The 24,695-nt window shown below is 72.3% G+C and carries 21 protein-coding genes; 19 read left to right on the top strand and 2 right to left on the bottom strand.

The features are described from left to right. Nucleotides 1-110 precede the first annotated feature (110 nt). Entirely contained in the window at nt 111-1,091 is a 981-nt protein-coding gene (locus ACIRBX_RS29060; RefSeq protein WP_402301132.1) for a DMT family transporter, read from the top strand. Here the strand turns inward: ACIRBX_RS29060 and ACIRBX_RS29055 are convergent. Beyond that, the gene (locus ACIRBX_RS29055) at nt 1,007-1,594 is read right to left on the bottom strand and encodes a hypothetical protein (protein ID WP_402301129.1); all 588 of its coding nucleotides are present in this window, start codon (nt 1,592-1,594) and stop codon (nt 1,007-1,009) included. The two genes, ACIRBX_RS29060 and ACIRBX_RS29055, sit on opposite strands and share 85 nt — an antisense overlap. 170 nt (nt 1,595-1,764) lie before the next feature. On the opposite strand from ACIRBX_RS29055, the gene ACIRBX_RS29050 reads away from it, so the two are divergent. From ACIRBX_RS29050 to ACIRBX_RS28970, 17 genes are all read left to right on the top strand, one after another. Next, nucleotides 1,765-2,796, top strand: coding sequence for a sensor histidine kinase (locus ACIRBX_RS29050; protein ID WP_402301126.1), 1,032 nt, complete (start codon nt 1,765-1,767; stop codon nt 2,794-2,796). Beyond that, complete coding sequence (locus ACIRBX_RS29045) at nt 2,793-3,464, top strand: response regulator (protein ID WP_402301123.1); 672 nt, start codon at nt 2,793-2,795, stop codon at nt 3,462-3,464. The genes ACIRBX_RS29050 and ACIRBX_RS29045 overlap by 4 nt, the downstream gene beginning before the upstream one ends. Nucleotides 3,465-3,901: 437 nt before the next feature. Continuing rightward, nucleotides 3,902-4,261, top strand: coding sequence for an NADH-quinone oxidoreductase subunit A (locus ACIRBX_RS29040; RefSeq protein ID WP_014137597.1), 360 nt, complete (start codon nt 3,902-3,904; stop codon nt 4,259-4,261). Nucleotides 4,262-4,351: 90 nt separating this feature from the next. Next, entirely contained in the window at nt 4,352-4,906 is a 555-nt protein-coding gene (locus ACIRBX_RS29035; protein WP_402301120.1) for a NuoB/complex I 20 kDa subunit family protein, read from the top strand. Beyond that, the gene (locus tag ACIRBX_RS29030; protein WP_402301117.1) at nt 4,903-5,607 is read left to right on the top strand and encodes an NADH-quinone oxidoreductase subunit C; all 705 of its coding nucleotides are present in this window, start codon (nt 4,903-4,905) and stop codon (nt 5,605-5,607) included. Before ACIRBX_RS29035 ends, ACIRBX_RS29030 begins: the two co-directional genes overlap by 4 nt. After that, nucleotides 5,607-6,929 (top strand): NADH-quinone oxidoreductase subunit D, encoded by a 1,323-nt coding sequence (locus ACIRBX_RS29025; RefSeq protein WP_402301115.1) that lies wholly within the window; start codon nt 5,607-5,609, stop codon nt 6,927-6,929. Before ACIRBX_RS29030 ends, ACIRBX_RS29025 begins: the two co-directional genes overlap by 1 nt. 20 nt (nt 6,930-6,949) lie before the next feature. Continuing rightward, on the top strand, nt 6,950-7,669 hold the full coding sequence (nuoE, locus tag ACIRBX_RS29020) for an NADH-quinone oxidoreductase subunit NuoE (RefSeq protein WP_402301254.1): 720 nt from the start codon (nt 6,950-6,952) through the stop codon (nt 7,667-7,669). Beyond that, entirely contained in the window at nt 7,669-9,024 is a 1,356-nt protein-coding gene (gene nuoF, locus ACIRBX_RS29015; RefSeq protein WP_402301112.1) for an NADH-quinone oxidoreductase subunit NuoF, read from the top strand. The genes nuoE and nuoF overlap by 1 nt, the downstream gene beginning before the upstream one ends. Next, the gene (locus tag ACIRBX_RS29010) at nt 9,021-11,462 is read left to right on the top strand and encodes an NADH-quinone oxidoreductase subunit G (protein ID WP_402301109.1); all 2,442 of its coding nucleotides are present in this window, start codon (nt 9,021-9,023) and stop codon (nt 11,460-11,462) included. The genes nuoF and ACIRBX_RS29010 overlap by 4 nt, the downstream gene beginning before the upstream one ends. Beyond that, nucleotides 11,459-12,793 (top strand): NADH-quinone oxidoreductase subunit NuoH, encoded by a 1,335-nt coding sequence (gene nuoH, locus ACIRBX_RS29005; RefSeq protein WP_402301106.1) that lies wholly within the window; start codon nt 11,459-11,461, stop codon nt 12,791-12,793. The genes ACIRBX_RS29010 and nuoH overlap by 4 nt, the downstream gene beginning before the upstream one ends. Nucleotides 12,794-12,797: 4 nt before the next feature. Further along, nucleotides 12,798-13,382, top strand: coding sequence for an NADH-quinone oxidoreductase subunit NuoI (nuoI, locus tag ACIRBX_RS29000; protein ID WP_402301103.1), 585 nt, complete (start codon nt 12,798-12,800; stop codon nt 13,380-13,382). After that, nucleotides 13,379-14,224, top strand: a complete 846-nt coding sequence (locus tag ACIRBX_RS28995) for an NADH-quinone oxidoreductase subunit J (RefSeq protein ID WP_402301100.1) — start codon at nt 13,379-13,381, stop codon at nt 14,222-14,224. The genes nuoI and ACIRBX_RS28995 overlap by 4 nt, the downstream gene beginning before the upstream one ends. Then, nucleotides 14,221-14,520, top strand: a complete 300-nt coding sequence (gene nuoK, locus ACIRBX_RS28990; RefSeq protein ID WP_402301098.1) for an NADH-quinone oxidoreductase subunit NuoK — start codon at nt 14,221-14,223, stop codon at nt 14,518-14,520. The genes ACIRBX_RS28995 and nuoK overlap by 4 nt, the downstream gene beginning before the upstream one ends. A gap of 14 nt (nt 14,521-14,534) precedes the next feature. Next, a complete protein-coding gene (nuoL, locus tag ACIRBX_RS28985) occupies nt 14,535-16,430 on the top strand; it encodes an NADH-quinone oxidoreductase subunit L (RefSeq protein ID WP_402301095.1) in 1,896 nt (631 codons plus the stop codon). 31 nt (nt 16,431-16,461) lie between these two features. After that, nucleotides 16,462-18,078, top strand: a complete 1,617-nt coding sequence (locus tag ACIRBX_RS28980; RefSeq protein ID WP_402301093.1) for an NADH-quinone oxidoreductase subunit M — start codon at nt 16,462-16,464, stop codon at nt 18,076-18,078. After that, entirely contained in the window at nt 18,075-19,706 is a 1,632-nt protein-coding gene (gene nuoN / locus ACIRBX_RS28975; RefSeq protein WP_402301090.1) for an NADH-quinone oxidoreductase subunit NuoN, read from the top strand. The genes ACIRBX_RS28980 and nuoN overlap by 4 nt, the downstream gene beginning before the upstream one ends. 172 nt (nt 19,707-19,878) lie before the next feature. After that, a complete protein-coding gene (locus tag ACIRBX_RS28970; RefSeq protein WP_402301087.1) occupies nt 19,879-20,892 on the top strand; it encodes a polyprenyl synthetase family protein in 1,014 nt (337 codons plus the stop codon). A 68-nt stretch (nt 20,893-20,960) separates the two neighbouring features. Here ACIRBX_RS28970 and ACIRBX_RS28965 read toward each other — a convergent pair whose 3' ends face one another. Next, the gene (locus ACIRBX_RS28965) at nt 20,961-23,435 is read right to left on the bottom strand and encodes an FtsX-like permease family protein (protein ID WP_402301084.1); all 2,475 of its coding nucleotides are present in this window, start codon (nt 23,433-23,435) and stop codon (nt 20,961-20,963) included. Nucleotides 23,436-23,637: 202 nt separating this feature from the next. On the opposite strand from ACIRBX_RS28965, the gene ACIRBX_RS28960 reads away from it, so the two are divergent. Then, a complete protein-coding gene (locus tag ACIRBX_RS28960) occupies nt 23,638-24,297 on the top strand; it encodes a response regulator (RefSeq protein ID WP_402301252.1) in 660 nt (219 codons plus the stop codon). The last annotated feature ends 398 nt before the right edge of the window (nt 24,298-24,695 follow it).

Genomic DNA, 24,695 nt, shown 5'->3' with positions numbered 1-24,695 from the left:
GGACCGAGGGGTGGAAAGGTGTTGATCAGCCGGGCGGGCGTGCGGGACGATGCCCGCCACCAGACCGTTCGACGCCGCACGGCTCCGCTTCCCGCTCCGGAGGAGACCGCATGCGTCCGTCCCTCGCCCCGTTCGTCCGTGACCTGCCCGTGCTCGGGGTCGCGGTGGCCTGGGGGTCCAGCTTCCTGGCGGTCAAGAACGTGGCCACCGACGAGAGCGTGGTGGCCATGCTGGTGCTGCGCTTCGGGGTGGCGCTGCCGCTGCTGGCGCTCTTCACCTGGCGCGGGCTGCGCCGCTTCGGGCTCCGCCAGTGGCTCGGCGGGGCCTCGCTGGGGCTGGTGCTCGGGGCGGTCTTCCTGCTGGAGACCTACGGGGCTGTGCACACCTCGGCGACCAACGCGGGCCTGATCATCAGCCTCACCATGGTGCTCACCCCGCTCGCCGAGAGCGCCCTGGCCCGCACCCCGCTGCCCCGGCCGTTCGTCGCGGCGGCCGGGCTCTCGGTGCTCGGGGTCGCGCTGCTCACCGGGGGCGGCGGCTTCCGGGTGCCGGGCGCCGGTGACCTGCTGGTGCTCGGCGCGGCGCTGGTGCGGACCGCGCACGTGCTCGTGATGGCCCGGACGACGTCCATCCGGGAGGCCGACTCCGGCGCCCTCACCTGGGTCCAACTGGCCACCGCCACCCTGGTGTTCGCGGTGATCGCGCCCTTCGCCGGCACCTCGCCGGTCAGTCTGGCGGCCTCCTACGACGCCACCGACTGGGCGGTGCTGCTGCACCTCTCGCTGCTCTGCACGATCTTCGCCTTCGTGGTCCAGATGTGGGCCGTCCGCGCCACCTCGCCGTCCCGGGTCTCCCTGCTGCTCGGCACCGAGCCGCTCTGGGCCGCCGTCTTCGGCATCACCCTGGCCGGCGACCACCTCGGCCCGCTCGCCCTGCTCGGCGCGGTCTGCGTCCTGGCCGGCACCGAGTGGGGCCGCCGCACGGCGGCTCCCTCGGCGGGCACCGTTCAGCACGAGGCGGCCCGCGCGCGGCGCCGGAAGTCGGCGGTGACCACGGCGAGCAGCGGGCCCCAGAGCAGCAGCGGGGCGTAGCAGGCGGTCATCAGGAAGCCGGCCAGGCCCTGCGGGGCCTCGGGGTTGCCCATGGCTTCGCCGTCGTACCAGGTGGTGGCGCCGTAGGTGGTGATCAGGGTGACGGCCACGGCGCCGAGGGCGGCGGCGGTGGCGGCGGTGCGCGGGGCGATCCGCCGACCGCCGACGAACGGGAGCCGACGGGGCGGGAGTTGGCCCCAGGGGCGGACCAGGCCGAGGGTGAGGAAGGCCAGGGCCTCGGCCAGGGCGGAGAGGACGATCACGTAGAGGGTGCCCCAGCCCGGCATGTGGGCGGTCATCCGGGCCTCCATCGTGCCGCTGAAGCCGACCGGGATGCCGACGCCGAGGGCCAGCCGCCAGAGGCCGGAGGGGACGGCGGTCAGGGCGGCCAGCCGGGCCGTGCGGACGGCCCACCGGGCGGGCGGCCGGACGGCGGGGGTGTCGGCGGGGGCGGCCGAGGTGGTGGCGGCCGAGCTGGTGGCGGGGTCCAGGGTGGTGGGCATCGGGGGGCCTCTCGTTCGGGGTGGCCGGGCTCGGTGTGCACAGCCTTCCGGGTCGCCGGCCCGGGAGCAGATGCCGATCGGCCGGTCCTGACGGGTGGTCATGTGCCGTTCGGCAGGGGCGGGTCGGAACGGGCCCGCACGGGCGGGGGCCCGGACCGTAGGGTGTTCGCATGATCGTTCGGTGGGGGGCCGGCGTGGCGGTGGCGTCGCTGGTGGCGACCGCCGTCGGGTGGTGGCTGGGTGGGATCGGTGAGTCGAACCGGCTGGTCGGCACCCTGGTGGTGGCCGAACTGGGGCTGCTGCTGTCCCTGGTGGCGCTGGCGGTCCGGGCCCGGCGGTGGCCGGCGGCGGCGTTGGCGGGCTCGGCGGCGGTGCTCTGGCCGACCAGGTACGTCGCGCCGGAGGGGTGGCGGGAGACCATCGGACTGTTCGGATTCGGGCTGCTGGCCGGGCTGCTGGTGGTGGCGGTCGGGCTCTACCTGGGGGCGCTGGACGAGCGGCGGCGGCGCGAGGTGCAGGCGGCCCGCCGGGCCCAGCGGATCGAACTCGCGCACGACCTGCACGACTTCGTGGCGCACGACGTGAGCGGGATGGTGGCGCTGGCCCAGGCCGGGGCGTTCGTGTCGGAGGGTCAGGAGGAGCTGTTCCGCCGGATCGAGGAGGCCGGGCAGCAGGCGCTGGCCTCGCTGGACCGCACGGTGCACCTGCTCCGCAGTGAGGACGCGGCCCGCCGCGATCCGCAGCCCGGCCTGGCCGAACTCCCGGGTGTGGTCGAGCGGTTCGCCGCCTCCGGCCCGGCCGCCGTCCGGCTGGAGCTGCCGGACGGGGACGGCCCGCCGGTCAGCCGGGAAGCGGGGGCGACCGCGCACCGGGTGGTGGTCGAGGCGCTGACCAACGTCCGGCGGCACGCGCCCGCCGCCACCCTGGTGGAGGTGGCCGTCCGGCCGTCGGCCCGGGGCGGGCTGGAGGTGCTGGTCAGCGACGACGGCGGCGGCGCGGGGCCGGCCCGGACCGGTCGCGGGATCGGTCGCGGGCACGGCCCCGGGGTCGGCCGTGGGCCCGGACAGGTGGGCCGGGGCGGGCACGGACTGCGCGGGCTGGCGGGCCGGGTGGAGGCACTGGACGGGACGCTGGAGGCGGCCCGGACCGAACGGGGCTGGCAGGTCAGGGCGTACCTGCCGCCGACCGAGGGGGAGTTGTGACGATCACCATCCTGTTGGCGGACGACCACGCCGACATCCGCACCGCGTACCGGATCATCCTGGACGCCCAGCCCGACCTGACCGTGGTGGCCGAGGCGGCCGACGGGGACCAGGCCCTGGACCTGGCCCGGCGGCTGCGGCCGGACGTGGTGCTGGCGGACATCAGGATGCCGGGGCTGGACGGGCTGGAGCTGACCAGGCGGTTGGCCGGCCCGGGGGTGCCGGATCCGCTCCGGGTGGTCGTGGTGACCACCTTCGACCTGGACGAGTACGTGCACGCCGCGCTGCGGTACGGGGCGGCCGGCTTCCTGGTGAAGCGGTCCAGCCCGGCGCTGCTGGTGGAGGCGGTCCGGGCGGCGGTGGCCGGGGACGCGCTGATCAGCCCGGAGGTGACGGTCCGTCTGCTCCGGCAGCTGACCGCCCCGGAGCGGCCGGAGCCGGCCGGGCCGGTCACCGGCACCGGGGCGGTGGCGCCGGAGCAGCTCACGCCCCGGGAGGCCGAGATCGCCGCCCTGGTGGCGGACGGGGCGACCAACGCGGCGGTGGCCGGCCAACTGTTCATCTCCCCGGGCACGGTGAAGAACCACCTCGCCAACATCCAGCGCAAGCTCGGCGTGCGGAACCGGGTGGGCATCGCGGCCCACGTCTGGGGCGACCGCCGACCCTAGGAGCCACCTCCTCGTGCGCTTGTGAACGAAGGGTCAAGCGACCGTTCCGAAGGGACCACCCTCCTGGGTGGTCCCTTTATCACGTCAATCGCACGCTTCGAAATTTGCATGATCACCAGCCGAGTTGATATGCGCATGGCCCGCTGACCAGTCACTTCACAGGCGAATGCGACGGTTTGTGACCACTTGCCTGCACTGGGTTGATTGATCCCGCCTTCCGCCCCTCCGTGATCCTTTGCGAGGTGGCGTAGATCACAAAGATCGTTCAGAACCGCGTGTCGCACGTCACAAGCCGACGGGCATAGGATGCGCTCGTTCCAAGGCTTGTGAACTGCCTCACATGGGTGGATCTCACGAGTCGGAAGCGGGTCGTGCGGAGCGTGACCCGGCGGTTCCGATCTGCAGTCAAGGAAGACTGGACGGAGGGAGCGGGGGCAATGAATGCCTACGCGCCGATCCTCGTACTCGGTGCCATCGCGGCGGCGTTCGCGGTCGGCTCCGTCGTGATGGCCTCGCTGACCGGCCCGAAGCGTTACAACCGGGCCAAGTTGGAGGCGTACGAGTGTGGCATCGAACCGACCCCGCAGCCGGTGGGCGGCGGTCGGTTCCCGATCAAGTACTACCTCACGGCGATGCTCTTCATCGTCTTCGACATCGAGATCGTCTTCCTCTATCCCTGGGCGGTCAGCTTCGACGCCCTGGGGATCTTCGGGTTGGTCGAGATGCTCCTGTTCATCGCCACCGTCTTCGTCGCGTACGCCTACGTGTGGCGTCGCGGCGGTCTCGAGTGGGACTGAACGCCCCGGTCGGGCGGCTCCCCGTGACGGTGCGGGCCGCTTGTGAACACGGGGGCAAGCCACCGGACTTGAGGGACTGAGAGGGAACTGATGGGTATCGAGGAGAAGCTGCCGAGCGGCTTTCTGCTCACCAGCGTGGAGGCGGCGGCGGGGTGGGTGCGCAAGGCGTCGCTCTTCCCCGCGACCTTCGGGCTGGCCTGCTGCGCGATCGAGATGATGACCACCGGGGCGGGCCGCTACGACCTGGCCCGGTTCGGCATGGAGGTCTTCCGGGGCTCCCCCCGGCAGGCCGACCTGATGATCGTGGCCGGTCGGGTGAGCCAGAAGATGGCGCCGGTGTTGCGCCAGGTGTACGACCAGATGGCCAATCCGAAGTGGGTCATCTCGATGGGCGTCTGCGCCTCCTCCGGCGGGATGTTCAACAACTACGCGATCGTGCAGGGCGTGGACCACATCGTCCCGGTCGACATCTACCTGCCGGGCTGTCCGCCCCGCCCGGAGATGCTGATGGACGCCATCATCAAGCTGCACGAGAAGATCCAGCACGAGCCGCTGGGCGTGAACCGGCGCCGCGCCGAGGAGTTGGCGGAGGAGCTGGCCCTGGAGGCCACCCCGACCAGCGAGATGCGGGGGCTGCTGCGATGAGTGACGAGACGTCAGTCCCCGCCACCCGGCGGGAGATCCCGGTCGAGGTGATCGGCAAGCGCCAGGGCATGTTCGGCGCCCAGGGCAGCGGCGACACCTCCGGCTTCGGCGGCCTGGCCGCCCCGATCGCGCTGCCGCCGGCCGGCAGCCGCCCGTACGGGCACGGCTTCGACGAGATCGCCGACGAGTTCGAGGGCGCGCTGGAGGAGCAGGGCCTGGACCCGGCCGAGGTGATCGAGAAGACCGTGGTGGACCGCGGCGAGCTCACCTTCCACATCGCCCGCGAGCACCTGCTGAAGGCCGTCCGTACCCTCCGGGACGACCCGGCGCTGCGCTACGAGCTCTGCCTCGGCGTCAACGGCGTGCACTACCCGGGTGACACCGGGCGGGAGTTGCACGCGGTCTACCCGCTGCGCTCGATCACCCACGGCCGGCTGCTCCGGCTGGAGGTCACCGCGCCGGACTCCGACCCGGTGATCCCCTCGGTGGTCAGCGTCTACCCGACCAACGACTGGCACGAGCGCGAGGCCTGGGACTTCTTCGGCCTGGTCTTCGAGGGCCACCCGGCGCTGACACGGATCATGATGCCGGACGACTGGACCGGTCACCCGCAGCGCAAGGACTACCCGCTCGGCGGCATCCCCGTCGAGTACAAGGGCGCCCAGATCCCGGCGCCCGACCAGCGGAGGTCGTACAGCTGATGACCACTCACATCGAGGAAGCGCGGGAGACCACCGAGGGACGGGTCTTCACCGTCACCGGTGGCGACTGGGGCGAGGTGGTGGAGGCCGTCGGCCGGGCCGACGACGAGCGCATCATCGTCAACATGGGCCCGCAACACCCGTCCACCCACGGGGTGTTGCGCCTGATCCTGGAGATCGACGGCGAGACGGTGACCGAGGCCCGGTGCGGCATCGGCTACCTGCACACCGGCATCGAGAAGAACATGGAGTACCGGAACTGGGTCCAGGGCACCACCTTCGTGACCCGGATGGACTACCTGACCCCGATGTTCAACGAGACCGCGTACTGCCTCGCGGTCGAGAAGCTGCTCGGCATCACCGAGCAGGTGCCGGACCGGGCCAGCGTGATCCGGGTGCTGATGATGGAGCTCAACCGGATCTCCTCGCACCTGGTCTGCCTGGCCACCGGCGGCATGGAGATCGGCTCCACCACGCTGATGATCTACGGCTTCCGGGACCGCGAACTCATCCTGGACGTCTTCGAGTTGGTCACCGGCCTGCGGATGAACCACGCCTACGTCCGCCCCGGCGGGCTGGCCCAGGACCTGCCGCCCGGCGCGGTGGACCAGATCCGCGAGGCGGTGAAGACGCTCCGCTCGCGGATGCACGAGTACGACAAGCTGGCCACCGGGAACCCGGTCTTCAAGGCCCGCCTGGTCGACGTCGGCTTCCTGGACCTGCCCGGCTGCCTGGCGCTCGGTGCCACCGGCCCGATCCTGCGGGCCACCGGCCTGCCGCACGACCTGCGCAAGACCGACCCGTACTGCGGGTACGAGGACTACGACTTCGAGGTCGCCACCGCCGACACGGCGGACTCCTACGGCCGGTTCCTGATCCGGCTGGAGGAGATGCACCAGTCGCTGCGGATCGTCGAGCAGTGCCTGGACCGGCTGAAGCCCGGCCCGGTGATGGTGGCCGACAAGAAGATCGCCTGGCCCGCCCAACTGGCCGTCGGCCCGGACGGGATGGGCAACTCGCTGGACCACATCCGGAAGATCATGGGCACCTCGATGGAGGCCCTGATCCACCACTTCAAGCTGGTCACCGAGGGCTTCCGGGTGCCGCCCGGCCAGGCGTACGCGGCGGTCGAGTCGCCCAAGGGCGAGCTCGGCGTGCACGTGGTGAGCGACGGCGGGACCCGCCCGTACCGGGTGCACTTCCGGGACCCGTCCTTCACCAACCTGCAGACGATGGCGGCGATGTGCGAGGGCGGCCAGGTCGCCGACGTGATCGTCGCGGTGGCCGGGATCGACCCGGTGATGGGAGGAGTGGACCGGTGAGCAGCGACGTCCAACTGGGGATGCCGGCCCTCCCGGCGAAGCCGTACCCGGCCGAGGTCGGGGCCCGGCTGGCGGAGGACGCCAAGGAGTTGATCGGCCGCTACCCGGTGGCCAGGTCCGCCCTGCTGCCGCTGCTGCACCTGGTGCAGGCGGAGGAGGGCTGCGTGACGCCGACCGGGATCCGGTTCTGCGCAGAGCAGTTGGACCTGACCACGGCCGAGGTGACGGCGGTCGCCACCTTCTACACCATGTACCGCCGCCGCCCGGCCGGCGAGTACCACGTCGGGGTCTGCACCAACACGCTCTGCGCGGTGCTCGGCGGCGACCAGATCTTCGACGAGCTGCAGCAGCACCTCGACCTGGAGAACAACCGGACCACCCCGGACGGGAAGATCTCGATCGAGCGGATCGAGTGCAACGCGGCCTGCGACTACGCCCCCGTGGTGATGGTCAACTGGGAGTTCTTCGACAACCAGACCCCGGACAGCGCACGGGAGTTGGTCGACCAGCTGAGGGACGGCCAGGAGGTGCGGCCGACCCGTGGGGCCCGGCTCTGCTCCTTCAAGGAGACCTCCCGGATCCTGGCCGGCTTCCCGGACGAGCGCCCCGGCGCGGTGGACGCCTCCGGCGCGGGCGGCGCGCCCTCGCTGGCCGGGCTCCGGCTCGCCAAGGGCGAGGCACTGCCCGGCACCCCCGGCACCAAGGTCGTGGCTCCGAGGCACGAAGGGACCGAAGCGTGATGACCTCCGCAGAGCCGGCCGAGAAGCTGCTCTCGCCCGTGCTGTCCGCCTCCTGGGACGACCACCGCCCCTGGAGCCTGGAGACCTACCACCGCCACGAGGGCTACGTCGGCCTGCGCAACGCGCTCGCCATGGCCCCGGACGACGTCATCGCCCAGGTGAAGGACTCCGGCCTGCGCGGCCGGGGCGGGGCCGGCTTCCCGACCGGGATGAAGTGGCAGTTCATCCCGCAGAACGACGGCAAGCCGCACTACCTGGTGGTGAACGCCGACGAGTCCGAGCCGGGCACCTGCAAGGACATCCCGCTGCTGTTCGCCAACCCGCACTCGCTGATCGAGGGCATGATCATCGCGTCCTACGCGATCCGCTGCGACCACGCCTTCATCTACCTGCGCGGCGAGGTGGTGCCGGTGCTCCGCCGGCTGCACGCGGCGGTGGCCGAGGCGTACGAGGCCGGGTACCTCGGCAAGGACATCCTGGGCTCCGGGATCGACCTGGACATCACCGTGCACGCCGGCGCCGGGGCGTACATCTGCGGCGAGGAGACGGCGCTGCTGGACTCGCTGGAGGGCCGGCGCGGCCAGCCCCGGCTGCGTCCGCCGTTCCCGGCGATCGCCGGTCTGTACGCCTGCCCGACGGTGGTGAACAACGTCGAGTCGATCGCCTCGGTGCCGCCGATCCTGGCCAGGGGCAACGAGTGGTTCAAGTCGCTGGGCACCGAGAAGTCCCCCGGCTTCACCCTCTACTCGCTCTCCGGGCACGTCACCAACCCCGGCCAGTACGAGGCCCCGCTCGGCATCACGCTGCGCCAGCTGCTGGAGGTGAGCGGCGGCATCCGGGCCGGGCACCGGCTCAAGTTCTGGACCCCGGGCGGCAGTTCGACCCCGATGTTCACCGACGAGCACCTGGACGTGCCGCTGGACTACGAGGGGGTCGGCGCGGCCGGCTCGATGCTCGGCACCAAGGCGCTGCAGATCTTCGACGAGACCACCTGCGTGGTCCGGGCGGTCACCCGGTGGACCGAGTTCTACGCCCACGAGTCCTGCGGCAAGTGCACCCCGTGCCGCGAAGGCACCTACTGGCTGGTGCAGTTGCTCAAGCGGATCGAGGCCGGTGAGGGCGTCGCCGGTGACCTGGAGAAGCTGCTCGACATCGCCGACAACATCAACGGCAAGTCGTTCTGCGCCCTCGGCGACGGCGCGGCCAGCCCGATCGTCTCCTCGCTCCAGTACTTCCGCGCGGAGTACGAGCAGCACCTGAGCGAGCGGCGCTGCCCGTTCGACCGGGCCGCCTCCACCGTCTGGGCCGACCGCACCGCCCACGACCACACCACCGAGAGGGAGGTGCACGCATGACCGTGACCGAGCCGCCGAAGACCAGCACCGACCTCGTCACGCTCACCATCGACGGGGTCGAACTCCAGGTCCCCAAGGGCACCTTGGTGATCCGGGCGGCCGAGCAGATCGGCACCCAGATCCCGCGCTTCTGCGACCACCCGCTGCTCGCCCCGGCCGGGGCCTGCCGGCAGTGCATCGTCGAGGTCGAGGGCCAGCGCAAGCCGGTCGCCTCCTGCACCATCCCGGTGGCCGAGGGCATGGTGGTCCGCACCCAGGTCAGCTCGCCGGTGGCCGAGAAGGCCCAGCGCGGCGTGATGGAGCTGCTGCTGATCAACCACCCGCTGGACTGCCCGGTCTGCGACAAGGGCGGCGAGTGCCCGCTGCAGAACCAGGCGATGTCCACCGGCGACACCGACACCCGCTTCGACGGGGTGAAGCGCACCTACCCCAAGCCGCTGCCGGTCTCCACCCAGGTGCTGCTGGACCGCGAGCGCTGCGTGCTCTGCGCCCGCTGCACCCGCTTCTCCGAGCAGGTGGCCGGTGACCCGTTCATCGACCTGCTGGAGCGCGGGGCCAACCAGCAGGTCGGCACCGGGGCCGGGGACGACTTCGAGTCCTACTTCTCCGGCAACACCATCCAGATCTGCCCGGTCGGCGCGCTCACCTCGGCCGCCTACCGGTTCCGCTCCCGCCCGTTCGACCTGGTCTCCGCGCCCAGCGTCTGCGAGCACTGCTCCTCCGGCTGCGCCCAGCGCACCGACCACCGGCGCGGCAAGGTGCTCCGGCGCCTCGCCGGCGAGGACCCGGCGGTGAACGAGGAGTGGAACTGCGACAAGGGCCGGTTCGCCTTCCGCTACGCCCAGCAGCGGGACCGGCTGACCAGCCCGATGATCCGCAAGGACGGTGAACTCACCGCCGTCTCCTGGCCGGAGGCGCTGGCCTTCGCCGCCGAGGGGCTGCGCGGTGCCAAGGCCGGCGTGCTGGCCGGCGGCCGGGTCACGGTCGAGGACGCCTACGCCTACGGCAAGTTCGCCCGGGTCGCGCTCGGCACCAACGACGTGGACTTCCGGGCCCGCCCGCTCTCCGCCGAGGAGGCCGACTTCCTGGCCGCCGAGGTGGCCGGCACCGGGGTGGACCTGGACGGCGAGGGCGTCTCCTACGAGGCGCTGGAGGCCGCACCGGCCGTGCTGCTCGCGGGCTTCGAGCCCGAGGAGGAGTCGCCGATCGTCTTCCTGCGGCTGCGCAAGGCCAACCGGGCCTCCGGCCTCCAGGTCTTCTCGGTCGCCTCGCACCACAGCCGGGGCCTGGCCAAGCTGCACGGCGCGCTGCTCCCGGCGGCGCCCGGCACCGAGGCCGAGTGGCTGACCGCGCTGGCCGACGACACCGCCCTCGGTGACGAGGCCGGCCGGGCGGGCCAACTGCTGCGCCGGGCCGGCGCGGTGATCCTGGTCGGCGAGCGCCTGGCCACCGTGCCCGGCGGGCTGACCGCCGCGCTCCGGCTGGCCACCGCCACCGGCGCCCGGCTGGCCTGGGTGCCGCGCCGGGCCGGTGAGCGCGGCGCCGTCGAGGCGGGCGCGCTGCCCGGCTTGCTGCCCGGCGGACGGCCGGTGAACTCGACCGGCGCCCGCTCGGAGACCGCCGCCATCTGGGGCGCGGCCGAACTCCCGGCCCGGCTCGGCCGGGACACCGACCAGATCCTGGCGGCCGCCGCCCACGGTGACCTGGACGCACTGGTGGTCGGCGGGCTCGACCCGGACGACCTGGCCGATCCGGCGCTGGCCGACGAGGCACTGGCCCGCGCGCGGTTCGTGGTCTCGCTGGAGCTGCGCCCGTCCGCCGTCACCGAGCGGGCCGACGTGGTGCTGCCGGTGGCCGCCGTGACCGAGAAGGCCGGCACCTACCTCAGCTGGGAGGGCCGGGTGCGGATGTTCGAGGCCGCGCTCAAGCCGGACCAGCTGATGGGCCGCCAACTCCACTCGGACGTCCGGGTGCTGAGCATGCTCGCCGACGCGCTCGGCCGGCCGATCGCCCTCGGCGACGTCCGGGCCGCCCGTCTGGAGCTGGACCGGTTCGCCCCCTGGGAGGGCGACCTGCCCAGCGCGCCGAGCGCCGTCGCCGCCCCGCTGCCCCGCCCGGCCACCGGCCAGGCCGTGCTGGCGGGCCACCGGCTGCTGCTGGACAACGGCACCCTGCAGACCGGCGACGAGCACCTGGCCGGCACCCGGCACGCCGCCGTGGCCCGGCTCTCGCCCGCCACCGCCGCCGAGATCGGCGCGGCGGGGGCGCTGCGGATCACCGGCCCCGGCGGGTCGCTCACCCTGCCGCTGGAGCTCCACCCCGAGCAGCCCGACCGCACGGTCTGGCTGCCCCTCAACTCCACGCCGGGCGGCGCCTTCCGCACCCTCGGCACCACCACCGGACACCTGGTGACCATCGCCCCGGCGGAGGAGTCATGACGCTGGCCGCATACGAGACCCTCGGCTTCTTCGGGCGCGACCCGTGGTGGCTGGTGCTGATCAAGGCGGTGTTCGTCTTCGCCTTCCTGGTCGGCACGGTGCTGATCGCGATCGTCTGGGAGCGCAAGGTCGTCGCCTGGATGCAGCTGCGGATCGGCCCGAACCGGCACGGCCCCTGGGGCATGCTGCAGTCGCTGGCCGACGGCGTGAAGCTGGCGCTCAAGGAAGACCTGGTCGTCACCAACGCCGACAAGGTGGTCTACGTCCTGGCGCCGATCGTCGCCGCGATCCCGGCCTTCATGGCCTTCGCGGTGATCCCGTTCGGCCCGCCCGGGAACGAGGTGTCCATCTTCGGCACCCGCACCCCGATGCAGCTCACCGACCTGCCGATCGCCCTGCTCTACATCCTGGCGGTGGCCTCGGTCGGCATCTACGGCATCGTGCTGGCCGGCTGGTCCTCCGGCTCGACCTACCCGCTGCTCGGCGGGCTGCGCTCCTCGGCGCAGATGATCTCCTACGAGATCGCGATGGGCCTGTCCTTCGCGGCGGTCTTCATCTACTCCGGCTCGATGTCCACCTCGGAGATCGTCGCCTCCCAGCAGCCGACCTGGTTCGCGGTGCTGCTGCCGGTCTCGTTCATCGTCTACATCATTGCGATGGTCGGCGAGACCAACCGGGCGCCGTTCGACCTCCCGGAGGCCGAGGGCGAGCTGGTCGGCGGCTTCAACACCGAGTACTCCTCGCTGAAGTTCGCGATGTTCATGCTGGCCGAGTACGTCAACATGGTCACCGTCTCGGCGGTCGCCGCCACCCTGTTCCTGGGCGGCTGGCGGGCCCCGTACCCGGTCTCCACCTTCTGGGAGGGCGCCAACCACGGTTGGTGGCCGATGCTCTGGATCACCCTGAAGATCCAGCTGCTGCTGTTCTTCTTCATCTGGCTGCGCGGCACCCTGCCCCGGTTCCGCTACGACCAGTTCATGAAGCTGGGCTGGAAGGTGCTGATCCCGGTCTCGCTGGTCTGGCTGGTGATGGTGGCCACCGTGCGCGCGCTGCGCAACGAGGGCTACGACTTCGGCCAGGTGGTGCTGTACGTCGGCGGCCCGGTGCTGGTGGTGCTGCTGCTCTTCCTGCTCCGCGACGTGGTCAAGGCCAAGGAGGAGAAGGGACAACCGGCCGCTCCCGCCGCCGACTTCGACCCGATGGCGGGCGGCTACCCCGTCCCGCCGCTGCCCGGTCAGCAGCTCCCCCCGGTGCCCCGCCGTCGCAGCCGGGCCCCGCAACTCCAGGACGCCCTGAACGGCGCCACCTCCAACTCCGCGGAAGGGAGCTGAGACGATGTCGGACGAGAAGGCTGAGAAGCAGTCCGTGCTCGGCCCGGCCGCTGGCTTCGGCGTGACCTTCAAGGCCATGTTCAAGAAGCGGCTCACCGAGCAGTACCCGGAGCAGAAGAAGCCCACCGCTCCCCGCTTCCACGGCCGGCACCAGCTGAACCGGCACCCGGACGGCCTGGAGAAGTGCGTCGGCTGCGAGCTCTGCGCCTGGGCCTGTCCGGCCGACGCGATCTACGTCGAGGGCGCGGACAACACCGACGAGGAGCGCTACTCGCCCGGTGAGCGGTACGGCGCGGTCTACCAGATCAACTACGCCCGCTGCATCCTCTGCGGCCTCTGCATCGAGGCCTGCCCGACCCGGGCGCTCACCATGACCAACGAGTACGAGCTGGCCGACTCCTCGCGGGCCGACCTGATCTTCACCAAGGAGCAGCTGCTGGTGGGGCTCACCGAGGGCATGGTCGAGGCGCCGCACGCCTACTACCCGGGCGCCGACGAGGGCGCGTACTACCGGGGCGAGATCACCGCGGCGGCGCCCGGCACCGAGCGGCAGGAGCGCACCGACCGGGAGAAGGAGGCGCAGTCATGACCTCCACCGGAGAGGCGGTCCAGTTCTGGATCCTCGCCGTGATCGCCGTCGGCGGCGCACTCGGCATGCTGCTGCTCAAGAAGGCGGTGCACAGCGCGCTCTGCCTGGCCGCCACCATGATGGCGCTGGCGGTCTGCTACCTGGCCCAGGGCGCGGTCTTCCTGGGCGTGGTGCAGATCGTGGTCTACACCGGCGCGATCATGATGCTCTTCCTGTTCGTGCTGATGCTGGTCGGCGTCACCTCGGCCGACTCGCTGAAGGAGCAGCTCAAGGGCCAGCGGATCGCCGCCGTGCTCTGCGGCCTCGGCTTCGGCGTGCTGCTGATCGCGGGCATCTCCAACGCCGGTCTCTCCGACTTCGCCGGACTGACCGAGGCCAACGCCGAGGGGAACGTCCAGGGCCTGGCCCGGCTGCTGTTCACCGACTACGTCTGGGCCTTCGAGCTCACCGGCGCGCTGCTGATCACCGCCGCCATCGGCGCCATGGTGCTGACCCACCGCGAGCACGTCCGGACCCCGCTGACCCAGCGTCAGCTGGCCGACCAGCGGGTCCGCGACAACATCCAGGTGCCGCCGCTGCCCGCCCCCGGCGTGTACGCCCGGCACAACGCGGTGGACATCCCGGCGCTGCTGCCGGACGGCACCGTCAGCGAGGACTCGGTGATGGGCACGCTGCGCGAGCGCGGCCAGATCCGGGACGTCAGCCACGACATGCTGGAGCGGATGGCCGAGCTGGAGGGCCGCACCGCCGAGTACCTCGGCCGCGCCCCGTCGGCCCGGCCCGCCGTGGCCGGCCCGCGCAAGGCCGTCGCGCCCGTCCTGACCAAGGAGGAGGCGGAGTGAACCCCGTCAACTACCTCTACCTCTCCGCCCTGCTGTTCACCATCGGCGCCTCCGGCGTGCTGATCCGGCGGAACGCGATCGTGCTCTTCATGTGCGTGGAGCTGATGCTCAACGCCTCGAACCTGGCCCTGGTCACCTTCTCCCGGCTGCACGGCAACCTGGACGGCCAGATCATCGCGTTCTTCACCATGGTGGTCGCGGCGGCCGAGGTCGTGGTCGGCCTGGCCATCATCGTGTCCATCTTCCGGTCCAGGCACTCGGCTTCGGTCGACGACAGCGCCCTGATGAAGCTGTAGGCGGAGGGCCCACGGTGAACTCACTCATTCCGCTGCTGGTGGCAGCGCCGCTGGCCGGGGCAGCCCTGCTGCTGCTCGGCGGCCGGCACCTCGACCGCTTCGGCCACTGGCTGGCCACCGCGCTGGCCGCCGCCTCCTTCGGCCTCGGCCTGGCGCTCTTCTCGGACCTGCTCGGCAAGGAGGCCGAGCACCGGACGCTGACCTCCAAGCTGTTCACCTGGATCGAGGTGGGCGGCTTCAAGGCCGACCTCGCCTTCCAGCTGGACCAACTCTCGGTCACCTTCGTCCTGTTGATCTCCGGCGTCGGCACCCTGATCCACGTCTACTCGATGGGGTACATGGCGCACGACGAGCGCCGCCGCCGCTTCTTCGCCTACCTGAACCTCTTCCTGGCCGCCATGCTGCTCCTGGTGCTGGCGGACAACTACCTGCTGCTGTACGCGGGTTGGGAGGGCGTCGGGCTCGCCTCGTACCTGCTGATCGGCTTCTGGCAGCACAAGCCGAGCGCGGCCGTGGCGGCCAAGAAGGCGTTCCTGGTGAACCGGGTCGGCGACCTCGGGCTGTCGATCGGCATCATGCTGATGTTCGTCGAGTTCGGCGACCTCTCCTTCACCGGCGTGTTCGGCACCGCCGAGCAGGCCAGTGAGGGCAAGCTCACCGCGATCGCGCTGATGCTGCTGCTGGCCGCCTGCGGCAAGTCCGCCCAGGTGCCGCTGCAGTCCTGGCTCGGCGACGCGATGGAGGGCCCGACCCCGGTCTCGGCCCTGATCCACGCGGCCACCATGGTGACCGCCGGGGTCTACCTGATCACCCGGTCCGCCACGATCTTCAACCTGGCCCCGGACGCCCAGACCGTGGTCGTGGTGGTCGGTGCGGTCACCCTGCTGTTCGGTGCGATCGTCGGTTGCGCCAAGGACGACATCAAGAAGGCGCTGGCCGGCTCGACCATGTCGCAGATCGGCTACATGGTGCTGGCGGCCGGCCTCGGCCCGATCGGCTACGCCTTCGCCATCATGCACCTGGTGACCCACGGCTTCTTCAAGGCCGGGCTCTTCCTCGGCGCCGGATCGGTCATGCACGGCATGAACGACGAGGTGAACATGCGTCACTACGGCGGCCTGCGGAAGAAGATGCCGGTCACCTTCGTCACCTTCGGCCTGGGCTACCTGGCGATCATCGGCTTCCCCGGCCTGTCCGGCTTCTTCTCCAAGGACCTGATCATCGAGGCGGCCTTCGCCAAGGGCGGCACCGAGGGCTGGATCCTCGGCGTCTGCACCCTGGTCGGCGCGGCCGTCACCGCGTTCTACATGACCCGGGTGATGATCCTGACCTTCTTCGGCGAGGCGCGCTGGCAGGCCGACGAGGACGGCCACGAGCCGCACCCGCACGAGTCCCCGGCCAGCATGACGCTGCCGATGGTCGTGCTGGCCTTCGGCTCGGTCTTCGCCGGCGGGCTCTTCGCGCTGAACGAGTCCTTCGTCGGCTGGCTGGAGCCCGTCACCGGCCTGGCCCACGGCCACTCGCCGCTGAACGCCACCACCGTCACCGTGCTCACCTCGGTCTGCGTGGCGGCCGGTGTGCTGCTGTCCTGGCTGATGTACGGCCGCTCCCCGGTGCCGGTCACCCCGCCGGTCGGCTCGTTCCTCACCCGGGCGGCCCGCCGCGACCTGCTCCAGGACGACTTCAACCACGCCGTCCTGGTCCGCCCCGGCACCGCGCTCACCGCCTCGCTGGTCTACGCGGACGCCAAGGTGGTGGACGGCACGGTGAACGGGCTGGCCGCCGCGATCGGCGGGTTCTCCGCCCGGCTGCGCCGGACCCAGACCGGCTTCGTCCGCAGCTACGCGCTCTCCATGTTCGGCGGCACGTTGGTGCTGGTCGCCACCACTCTCCTGATGAGGTCCGTGTGATGGATCGTGAACTTCCCTGGGAGGTAAGGCGATGAGCTACCTGCTGACCGCCACCTGTGCCGTCCCGGCCGCCGGGGCGGTGCTCACCGCAGCGCTCCCCGGCGGCTCCACCGAGGCCCGTCGACGGACCGCGAAGATCACCGCACTGCTGGTCTCGCTGGCCACCCTGGCGCTGGCCGCCCTGGTCGTCACCGAGTTCGAACCGGGCGGCGCCCGTTACCAGTTGACCGAGTCGTACAGCTGGATCAGGTCCTTCGGGATCAGCTTCTCGCTCGGCGTGGACGGCATCGGCGCGGTGCTGGTGCTGCTCACCGCGGTGCTGGTGCCGGTGGTGCTGCTGGCCTCCTGGCACGACGCCGAGCCGATCCAGAACCCGGACGGCACCTTCGAGAACCTGCGCCGGACCCAGGGCTTCTTCGCCCTGGTGCTGGCGGTGGAGTCGATGGTGGTGGTGTCCTTCCTGGCCACCGACGTCTTCGTGTTCTACGTCTTCTTCGAAGCCATGCTGATCCCGATGTACTTCCTGATCGGCGGCTTCGGCGACCGGGCGGGCGGCCCGGACGCGAGCGCCCAGCGCTCCTACGCCGCCGTCAAGTTCCTGCTCTACAACCTGCTCGGCGGGCTGGTCATGCTGGCCGCCGTGATCGGGCTGTACGTGATCGCGGCCGATCAGGGCCTGCCCACCTTCGACCTGCCGACGCTCAGCGCGGCGGTCGCCGAGGGCAGGCTGAACATCGACCCGGCCGCCGAGAAGGCGCTCTTCCTCGGCTTCTTCTTCGCCTTCGCGGTGAAGGCCCCGCTCTGGCCGCTGCACACCTGGCTGCCGAACGCGATGGGCGAGGCCACCGCCGGGACGGCCGTGCTGATCACCGCGGTGGTCGACAAGGTCGGCACCTTCGCGATGCTGCGGTTCTGCCTCGGCCTCTTCCCGGAGGCCTCGGCGAGCTTCGGCCCGGTGATCCTGGTGCTCTCGGTGATCGGGATCATCTACGGCGCGCTGCTGGCGGTGGGTCAGAAGGACATCAAGCGGCTGGTGGCCTACGCCTCCATCTCGCACTTCGGCTTCATCATCATGGGCATCTTCGCCTTCACCAGCCAGGCGCAGAGCGGCGCCACCCTCTACATGGTCAACCACGGCATCTCCACCGCCGCCTGGATGCTGGTGGCCGGCTTCCTGATCTCCCGCCGGGGCTCGCGCCTGATCGCCGACTTCGGCGGGGTGCAGAAGGTCGCCCCGGTGCTGGCCGGCACCTTCCTGATCGGCGGCCTGGCCACCCTCTCGCTGCCCGGGCTGGCCCCGTTCGTCAGCGAGTTCCTGGTGCTGGTCGGCACCTTCGCCAAGTACCCGGCGGTGGGCATCGTGGCCACCCTCGGCATCGTGCTGGCCGCGCTGTACGCGCTGCTGCTCTACCAGCGCACGATGACCGGCCCGGTGAAGCCGCAGATCGAGGGCATGCCCGACCTGAAGGTCCGTGAACTCGCCGTGGTGGCACCGCTGGTGGCGCTGACCATCCTGCTCGGCGTCTACCCCAAGCCGCTCACCGACCTGGTCAACCCGTCGGTGGACGCCACGCTCTCCCAGATCCACCAGTCCGACCCGGCACCGGCCCACCCGGTCGCCGCCACCACCGGAGGTGAGCACAAGTGAGTGGTTGGCTCACAGCGGCCGGCGGCAACAGCCCCAGCATCCCGGCCCCGCACGTCGAGTACGGCCAGCTCTCCCCGATGCTGATCGTGCTCGGGGCGGCCCTGCTCGGCATCCTGGCCGAGGCGTTCCTGCCCCGGAAGGCCCGCTACGGCGCCCAGGTGACCATCGCCCTGCTCGGGCTGGCCGCCTCCTTCGCCGCCGTGGTGGTGCTGGCCGCCCAGGGGCACGCCACCACCGGCTCCGGCCTGCTGGCGATGGGCGCGGTGGCGATCGACGGTCCGGCGCTGTTCTGCCAGGGCGTCATCCTGCTGACCGCCGTGATGGCCGTCCTCACCTACGCCGAGCGGCGGTTGGAGCCGCGGCTGAACGGCCACCGGGTGGACGCCTTCGCGGCCCAGGGCGCGGCGGTGCCCGGCAGCGAGCAGGAGCGGGAGGCCACCAAGGCCGGCTTCACCGCCACCGAGGTCTTCCCGCTCACGCTCTTCGCGGTCGGCGGCATGCTGCTCTTCCCGGCGGCGAACGACCTGCTGACCATGTTCGTCGCGCTGGAGGTCTTCTCCCTCCCGCTCTACCTGCTCTGCGCGCTGGCCCGGCGCCGCCGGCTGCTCTCCCAGGAGGCCGCCGTCAAGTACTTCCTGCTCGGTGCCTTCGCCTCGGCGTTCTTCCTGTTCGGCACCGCGCTGCTCTACGGCTACGCCGGCACCGTCCGGCTCGGCGGCATCGCCGACGTGGTCTCCGGCGTCGCCCAGGTCACCCCCGCGCTGGCGGACTCCACCCAGAACGACGCGCTGCTGCTGATCGGCCTGGCGATGCTCTCGGTCGGCCTGCTCTTCAAGGTCGGCGCGGTCCCGTTCCACTCCTGGACCCCGGACGTCTACCAGGGCGCTCCGACCCCGGTCACCGGCTTCATGGCCGCCGCCACCAAGACCGCCGCCTTCGGCGCCTTCCTGCGGCTGTTCTACGTCGCCTTCCCCGGCCTGCGCTGGGACTGGCGGCCCGTCATGTGGGGCGTGGCGATCCTCACCATGGTGGTCGGCGCGGTGCTGGCCGTCACCCAGCAGGACGTCAAGCGCCTGCTGGCCTACTCCTCGATCGCGCACGCCGGCTTCATCCTGACCGGCGTGATCGCCTCCAACCGGCAGGGCGTCGGGGCGGTCCTCTTCTACCTGGCCGCCTACTCCTTCGTCACCCTCGGCGCCTTCGCCGTGGTGACCCTGGTCCGCGACTCCAAGGGCGAGGCCACCCACCTCTCCAGCTGGGCCGGCCTCGGCCGGCGCTCCCCGCTGCTGGCGGCGGTCTTCGCGCTCTTCCTGCTGGCCTTCGCCGGCATCCCACTGACCTCCGGCTTCACCGGCAAGTTCGCCGTCTTCCAGGCGGCGGCGGCCGGCGGCGCCACCCCGCTGGTGATCGTCGGCGTGCTCTCCTCGGCGGTGGCCGCCTTCTTCTACATCAAGGTCATCGTCCTGATGTTCTTCTCCGACCCGCGCCCCGGCGGCCCCGCCGTGGCCGTCCCGTCGGTGATGACCTCCACCGCCATCGCCCTCGGGGTGCTCGTCACGCTGATCCTGGGCCTGGCCCCGCAGTACTTCCTCGACCTGGCCTCCTCGGCCTCCGTCTTCACCCGTTGAGGATCCCTTCCGGGGCCCGTAGCCACTGGCTGCGGGCCCCGTTCCGTGTCCGGTCGACCACTGGTCCGCACGCCCGTGCAGTGATCGACTCGCGACCGGATACCCTCCTTGTAGGCCAGCGGCGGCACTCAGGGACCAGGCCGCTAATCGACCAGGGACAGGAGTGGTCTGCGTGACCGTCGTGGGGCCCTTCGGGCTGACCGTGCAGGACCGCGATCTGACCAGCGACGTCCAGGCCGGCATGGACGCGGTGGAGACCGCGCTGCTGGAGGCCGTCAAGAGCGAGGTGCCGTTCATCACGGTGACCGCGAGCCACCTGATCGAGGCGGGCGGCAAGCGCTTCCGTCCGCTGCTGGTGATGCTGGCCGCGCAGTTCGGCGACCCGTACGCGCCGGGGGTGGTCCCGTCCGCCGTGGTGGTCGAGCTGACCCACCTCGCGACGCTGTACCACGACGACGTGATGGACGAGGCGCCGGTGCGGCGCGGCGCCCCGAGCGCCAACTCGCGCTGGGACAACTCGGTGGCCATCCTCACCGGCGACTTCCTGTTCTCCCGGGCCTCCCAGGTGCTGGCCGACCTCGGCCCGGAGGCCGTGCGGATCCAGGCCGACGCGTTCGAGCGGCTGGTGACGGGGCAGATCCTGGAGACCGCCGGGCCGCGTCCCGGGGACGACCCGCTGCAGCACTACCTGGACGTGATCGCGGGCAAGACCGGCTCGCTGGTCGCCGTCGCCTGCCACCTCGGTGCGCTGATGGCCGGGGCCACCCCGGAGACGGTCGAGATCCTCCGCCAGTACGGCGAGCGGATGGGCACCGCCTTCCAACTCGCCGACGACGTGCTCGACATCGCCAGCGACGGCCACGAGTCCGGCAAGACGCCCGGTACCGACCTGCGCGAGGGCGTGCCGACGCTGCCGATCCTGCTGCTCCGGCAGATGCCGGTGGACCAGGGCGACCCCGAGGACGCCCGGCTGCGCGAGCTGCTCGACCTCGACCTGGCCAAGGACGACGAGCTGCACGCGGAGGCGCTGCGGCTGCTCCGCCGCCACCCCGCGCTGGAGCGGGCCCGCCGGGACACCCTGGGCTACGCCGAGGAGGCCCGCGCGCTGCTGGCCCCGCTGCCGGACTGTCCGGCCAAGGCCGCACTCCAGGGCCTGTGCGACGCGGTGGCCATCCGCACCATGTGAGTCCCCGGGACGCACGACTGACGGGCCGTCGGTAAGCGACGGTCCGTCAGTCGTTCCCCGGAGCGGTGTCAGGCCGCGTGCAGCGCCCGGACGATCCGCATCCGCCGCACCCGCCGGGCCGGCAGCACCGAGGCGGCCACCCCGAGCAGCCCGGCCGAGGCCAGTACGAGCAGCACGGTGCCGACCGGCAGGTGGCTCAGCGTCAGCCCCTCGCCGGTCAGCGAGCGGGCCGCCAGCACCCCGTAGAGCAGACCCAGCACGGTGCCGGCCAGGGCGCCGGCCAGGGCCAGCAGGGCGGCCTCCAGGGTGAGCAGTGAGCGCAGCTGCTCACCGGAGAGGCCGATCGCCCGCAGCATGCCGAGCTCCCGGGTGCGCTCGTCCACCGACAGGGTCAGGGTGGCGGCCACCCCGATCGCCGCGATCACCATCGAGAAGCCCAGCAGCACGGTGGTGACCAGCAGCATGGTGTCGAGCAGGTCCCGGACGTAGGCGGCCTCGGAGGCCGAGTCGGTGACCCGGACGCCGGGGAAGCCGGCCAGCGCCTCGTCCAGCGCCGCGCGGGCCCCGGCCCGGTCGGCGGAGCCGGCCACGGTGATCCAGGCGGTGGCCACCGCGGCGTCCGGCGCGGCCTTGGCCAGGGTGGCCGGGGAGACGTAGACCCGGGCCTCGGGGAGCAGGGAGAACGGGAGCGCCGAGGGGCCGGGCCGAGACCGCCAGGAGGTGCCGTCCGGGAGCCGCAGCGCGGTACCCGCGCGGCGCACCGCCAGCGCCTCGCCGTCCCGCAGGGCGCGGGCCTCGGCGACGCCCTCGGCCGCGCCGTTCAGCCGGGCCGGGTCGGCGGCGATCACCATGGTCGGGCGGCCGTCCACCGTGAGGGTGGCGGTGCGGACGGGGGTGACTGCCAGCTCGGGGCGGCGGTCCAGGGCGGCCAGGACGCCGGCCGGGATCCGGCCGTCGTCGGTGGCCAGCGAGAAGGCCCCCGGCTGACGGGCGCTCAGCATCGACTCCAGCGAACCGCCGGTGACCGAGATCGCGGTGGCCGCCGAGACCGCCACCGTGACGCCGACCAGCAGCGCGGAGGCGGCCGAGCCGGTCCGGCCCGGATTGGCCCGCAGCTGCTGGGCGGCCAGTCGGCCGGTGGTGCCGAAGAACCTGCGGGCCGGCAGGCCGAGCAGGGCGACCACCGGCGGCAGCAGGAAGCGGGCCAGCCGGAGCACCCCGAAGAAGCTGGAGATCGCACCCACCGTGACGGCCAGCAGGGCGACCGCCGAGCCGCCCCGGGCACCGACCACCAGCATCAGCGCGCCGAAGCCGAGCAGCAGCGCGGAGACCACCCCGCGCACCGTCCGGCGTCCGAGCTCGGGCAGGGCGGCGCCGGATTCGGCGAGCGCCGCCACCGGCGGCACGGCCGAGGCGAGCCGGGCCGGGCCGCGTACCGCCAGCGTGGTGAGCAGCAGGCCGAACAGACCCGCCGTCAGGAAGACCTCCCAGGACGGCAGCAGCGAGACCGAGACCGGCCCGAGGTCGACCAGGGCCAGCACCCCGGTGCCGAGCAGCGCGACCAGCGCACCGGCGGCCAGCCCGGCCGCCGAGGCCAGCACCCCGAGCAGCACCCCTTGGAGCAGGATCATGCGCCGGACCTGCTGCTGGGAGGCCCCGACGCAGCGCAGCAGCGCCAGCTGCCGGGCCCGCTGGGCCAGCACCACCGCGAAGGTGTTGGTCACCACCATCCGGGCCACCGCCAGGGCGATCAGCACGAAGCAGAGCGCGGCCACCAGCACCACCGAGTGGATCGCCTTGTTCGCGCTCTCCGCCTCCGCCACCGAGGCGGCGTGGGTCCGGGCGGTGACGGCGTCGCCGAGCGCCTGCCCGACCGCCTTCGCGGCGGCGGCCGGGTCGGTGCCGGGGGCGAGCGCGAGGTCGAGCTGACCGGTCGTCAGACGGGCGCCCCAGGCGGGTGCGGCGCCCTGCGGCAGGGCGACCACCGGGTGGCCCGAGAGGGTCGGCGAACTCCCGGTGTCCAGCAGCCCGGTGACGGTGGCCCGGCCGGTGGAGCCATCGGCCCGGAGCAGCCCGGCCTGCCCGCCGGTGGCGACGCCGAGGCGGTCGGCCGTGCCCTCGTCGAGCAGCAGCTCGCCGTCCCCGGCCGGCCACCGGCCCGCCGCCAGCCGCTGCCAGCGCAGACCGGGGTCGGCCGCCACCGAGACGACCAGCGCCGCCTCGTCCAGCGGCCGGCCGGAGGCGGTCAGCAGGGTGCCCGGGCCGGTCAGCCGTTCGGCCACCGAGGCCACGCCGGGCACCCCGGCGGCCCGGCGGGCGGCGTCGGCGGGCAGGCCGCCGCCTCCCTCGGCGGCGGTGACCTGGACCGCGCCCGGGCCGACCTCGGCGGCGGCGGTCTGGGTGAACGAGTCCACCAGCGCGTTGCTCGCCCCGACGGACAGCACCAGGAAGGCCACACCGACGGCCACCGCCACACCGGTCAGCACCAGGTGGCGCACCTGCCCCAGGAACTCCTTCACCGCGTACCGTCCCAGCGATGCCACCCGGCCCGCCCCCTCTCGTGGTCGTCCCTTCCACGCTAGGAGCGGCCCGGGGGCCGGGAGACAGCACGAGGCACGATCCCGGGTCATCCCCCGGTATGCCGGGCCGGGATGCCACCTCCACCTCCGGTCTGACCGCGCGTCAGCCCATGGGAGAGACTGGAGCCGGCCGGAACCGGTCGCCGTCGTCTGAAGGGCCGTCATGCTGCGCGTCGTCATCGCCGAGGACTCCGTACTGCTCCGCGAGGGCCTGACCAGGCTGCTCACCGACCGGGGCCTGGAGGTGGTGGCCGGGGTCGGCGACGGCGAGGCGCTGCTGCGCGCCGTCCAGGAGCTGGCGGCGGCGGACGCCCTGCCGGACGTGGTGGTGGCGGACGTGCGGATGCCGCCGACGCACACGGACGAGGGGGTGCGGGCGTGTGTGGCGCTGCGGGGGCTGTACCCGCAGCTGGGGGTGCTGGTGCTCTCCCAGTACGTCGAGGAGAAGTACGCGGGGGAGCTACTGGCCGGGTCCACCCGGGGGGTCGGGTACCTGCTGAAGGACCGGGTGGCGGAGGTCCGGGAGTTCGTGGACGCGGTGGTCCGGGTGGCGGGCGGGGGGACGGCGCTGGACCCGGAGGTGGTGCAGCAACTGCTGATGCGCAGCCGGAAGGGCGACACGCTGGCGGGGCTGACGCCGCGTGAGCGGGAGGTGCTCGGCCTGATGGCGGAGGGGCGCACCAACGCGGCGGTGGCCAAGCAGCTGGTGGTCTCCGACGGCGCGGTGGAGAAGCACGTCAGCAACATCTTCCTCAAGCTCGGCCTGGCCCAGAGCCCGGAGGACCACCGGCGGGTGCTCGCGGTCCTGACGTACCTGCAGTCCTAGGCGGGCAGGCGGGGCGGTAGGGCAGGTGGGGCGGTAGGGCGGCTGCCCAGGGGCGCGGGGAACTGCGCGCTGCGGGAGGTGGCCCGTGTGCCGGGGGCGGACGCTCACTTGCAGGTGGTTCTCCGTGCCCGGCACGCGGGTTTGTGCCTCCCGATTCGCGCAGTTCCTCGCGCCCCTGACGGCCCTGGTGGGTGGGCAGGTGGGGCGGTAGGGCAGGTGTTCAGGGGCGCGGGGAACGGCGCGCGGGGGAACGCGGCGGCCTGTGTGCCGGGTGCGGGGGTTCACTTGCAGGTGGCTGTCCGTGCCCGGCACACGGGATGGGTCCTTCCGGTTCGCGCAGTTCCTCGCGCCCCTGACTGCCCTGCGGGCAGCCCGGGCGATCGAACAGGTGGGGCGGT

This window comes from Kitasatospora sp. NPDC096147 (genome assembly GCF_044763225.1).
Taxonomy (GTDB): Bacteria; Actinomycetota; Actinomycetes; order Streptomycetales; family Streptomycetaceae; genus Kitasatospora.
The sequence above is the reverse complement of the archived record's forward strand: the minus strand, read 5'-3'. Positions and strand labels throughout refer to the sequence as shown.

Bases quoted from the DNA above. Each gene is read 5' to 3' on its own strand.
- ACIRBX_RS29060 (WP_402301132.1), top strand. From the start codon at position 111: ATGCGTCCGTCCCTCGCCCCGTTCGTCCGTGACCTGCCCGTGCTCGGG.
- ACIRBX_RS29055 (WP_402301129.1), bottom strand. From the start codon at position 1,594: ATGCCCACCACCCTGGACCCCGCCACCAGCTCGGCCGCCACCACCTCG.
- ACIRBX_RS29050 (WP_402301126.1), top strand. From the start codon at position 1,765: ATGATCGTTCGGTGGGGGGCCGGCGTGGCGGTGGCGTCGCTGGTGGCG.
- ACIRBX_RS29040 (WP_014137597.1), top strand. From the start codon at position 3,902: ATGAATGCCTACGCGCCGATCCTCGTACTCGGTGCCATCGCGGCGGCG.
- ACIRBX_RS29035 (WP_402301120.1), top strand. From the start codon at position 4,352: ATGGGTATCGAGGAGAAGCTGCCGAGCGGCTTTCTGCTCACCAGCGTG.
- ACIRBX_RS29030 (WP_402301117.1), top strand. From the start codon at position 4,903: ATGAGTGACGAGACGTCAGTCCCCGCCACCCGGCGGGAGATCCCGGTC.
- ACIRBX_RS29025 (WP_402301115.1), top strand. From the start codon at position 5,607: ATGACCACTCACATCGAGGAAGCGCGGGAGACCACCGAGGGACGGGTC.
- nuoE (WP_402301254.1), top strand. From the start codon at position 6,950: ATGCCGGCCCTCCCGGCGAAGCCGTACCCGGCCGAGGTCGGGGCCCGG.
- nuoF (WP_402301112.1), top strand. From the start codon at position 7,669: ATGACCTCCGCAGAGCCGGCCGAGAAGCTGCTCTCGCCCGTGCTGTCC.
- ACIRBX_RS29010 (WP_402301109.1), top strand. From the start codon at position 9,021: ATGACCGTGACCGAGCCGCCGAAGACCAGCACCGACCTCGTCACGCTC.
- nuoH (WP_402301106.1), top strand. From the start codon at position 11,459: ATGACGCTGGCCGCATACGAGACCCTCGGCTTCTTCGGGCGCGACCCG.
- nuoI (WP_402301103.1), top strand. From the start codon at position 12,798: ATGTCGGACGAGAAGGCTGAGAAGCAGTCCGTGCTCGGCCCGGCCGCT.
- ACIRBX_RS28995 (WP_402301100.1), top strand. From the start codon at position 13,379: ATGACCTCCACCGGAGAGGCGGTCCAGTTCTGGATCCTCGCCGTGATC.
- ACIRBX_RS28980 (WP_402301093.1), top strand. From the start codon at position 16,462: ATGAGCTACCTGCTGACCGCCACCTGTGCCGTCCCGGCCGCCGGGGCG.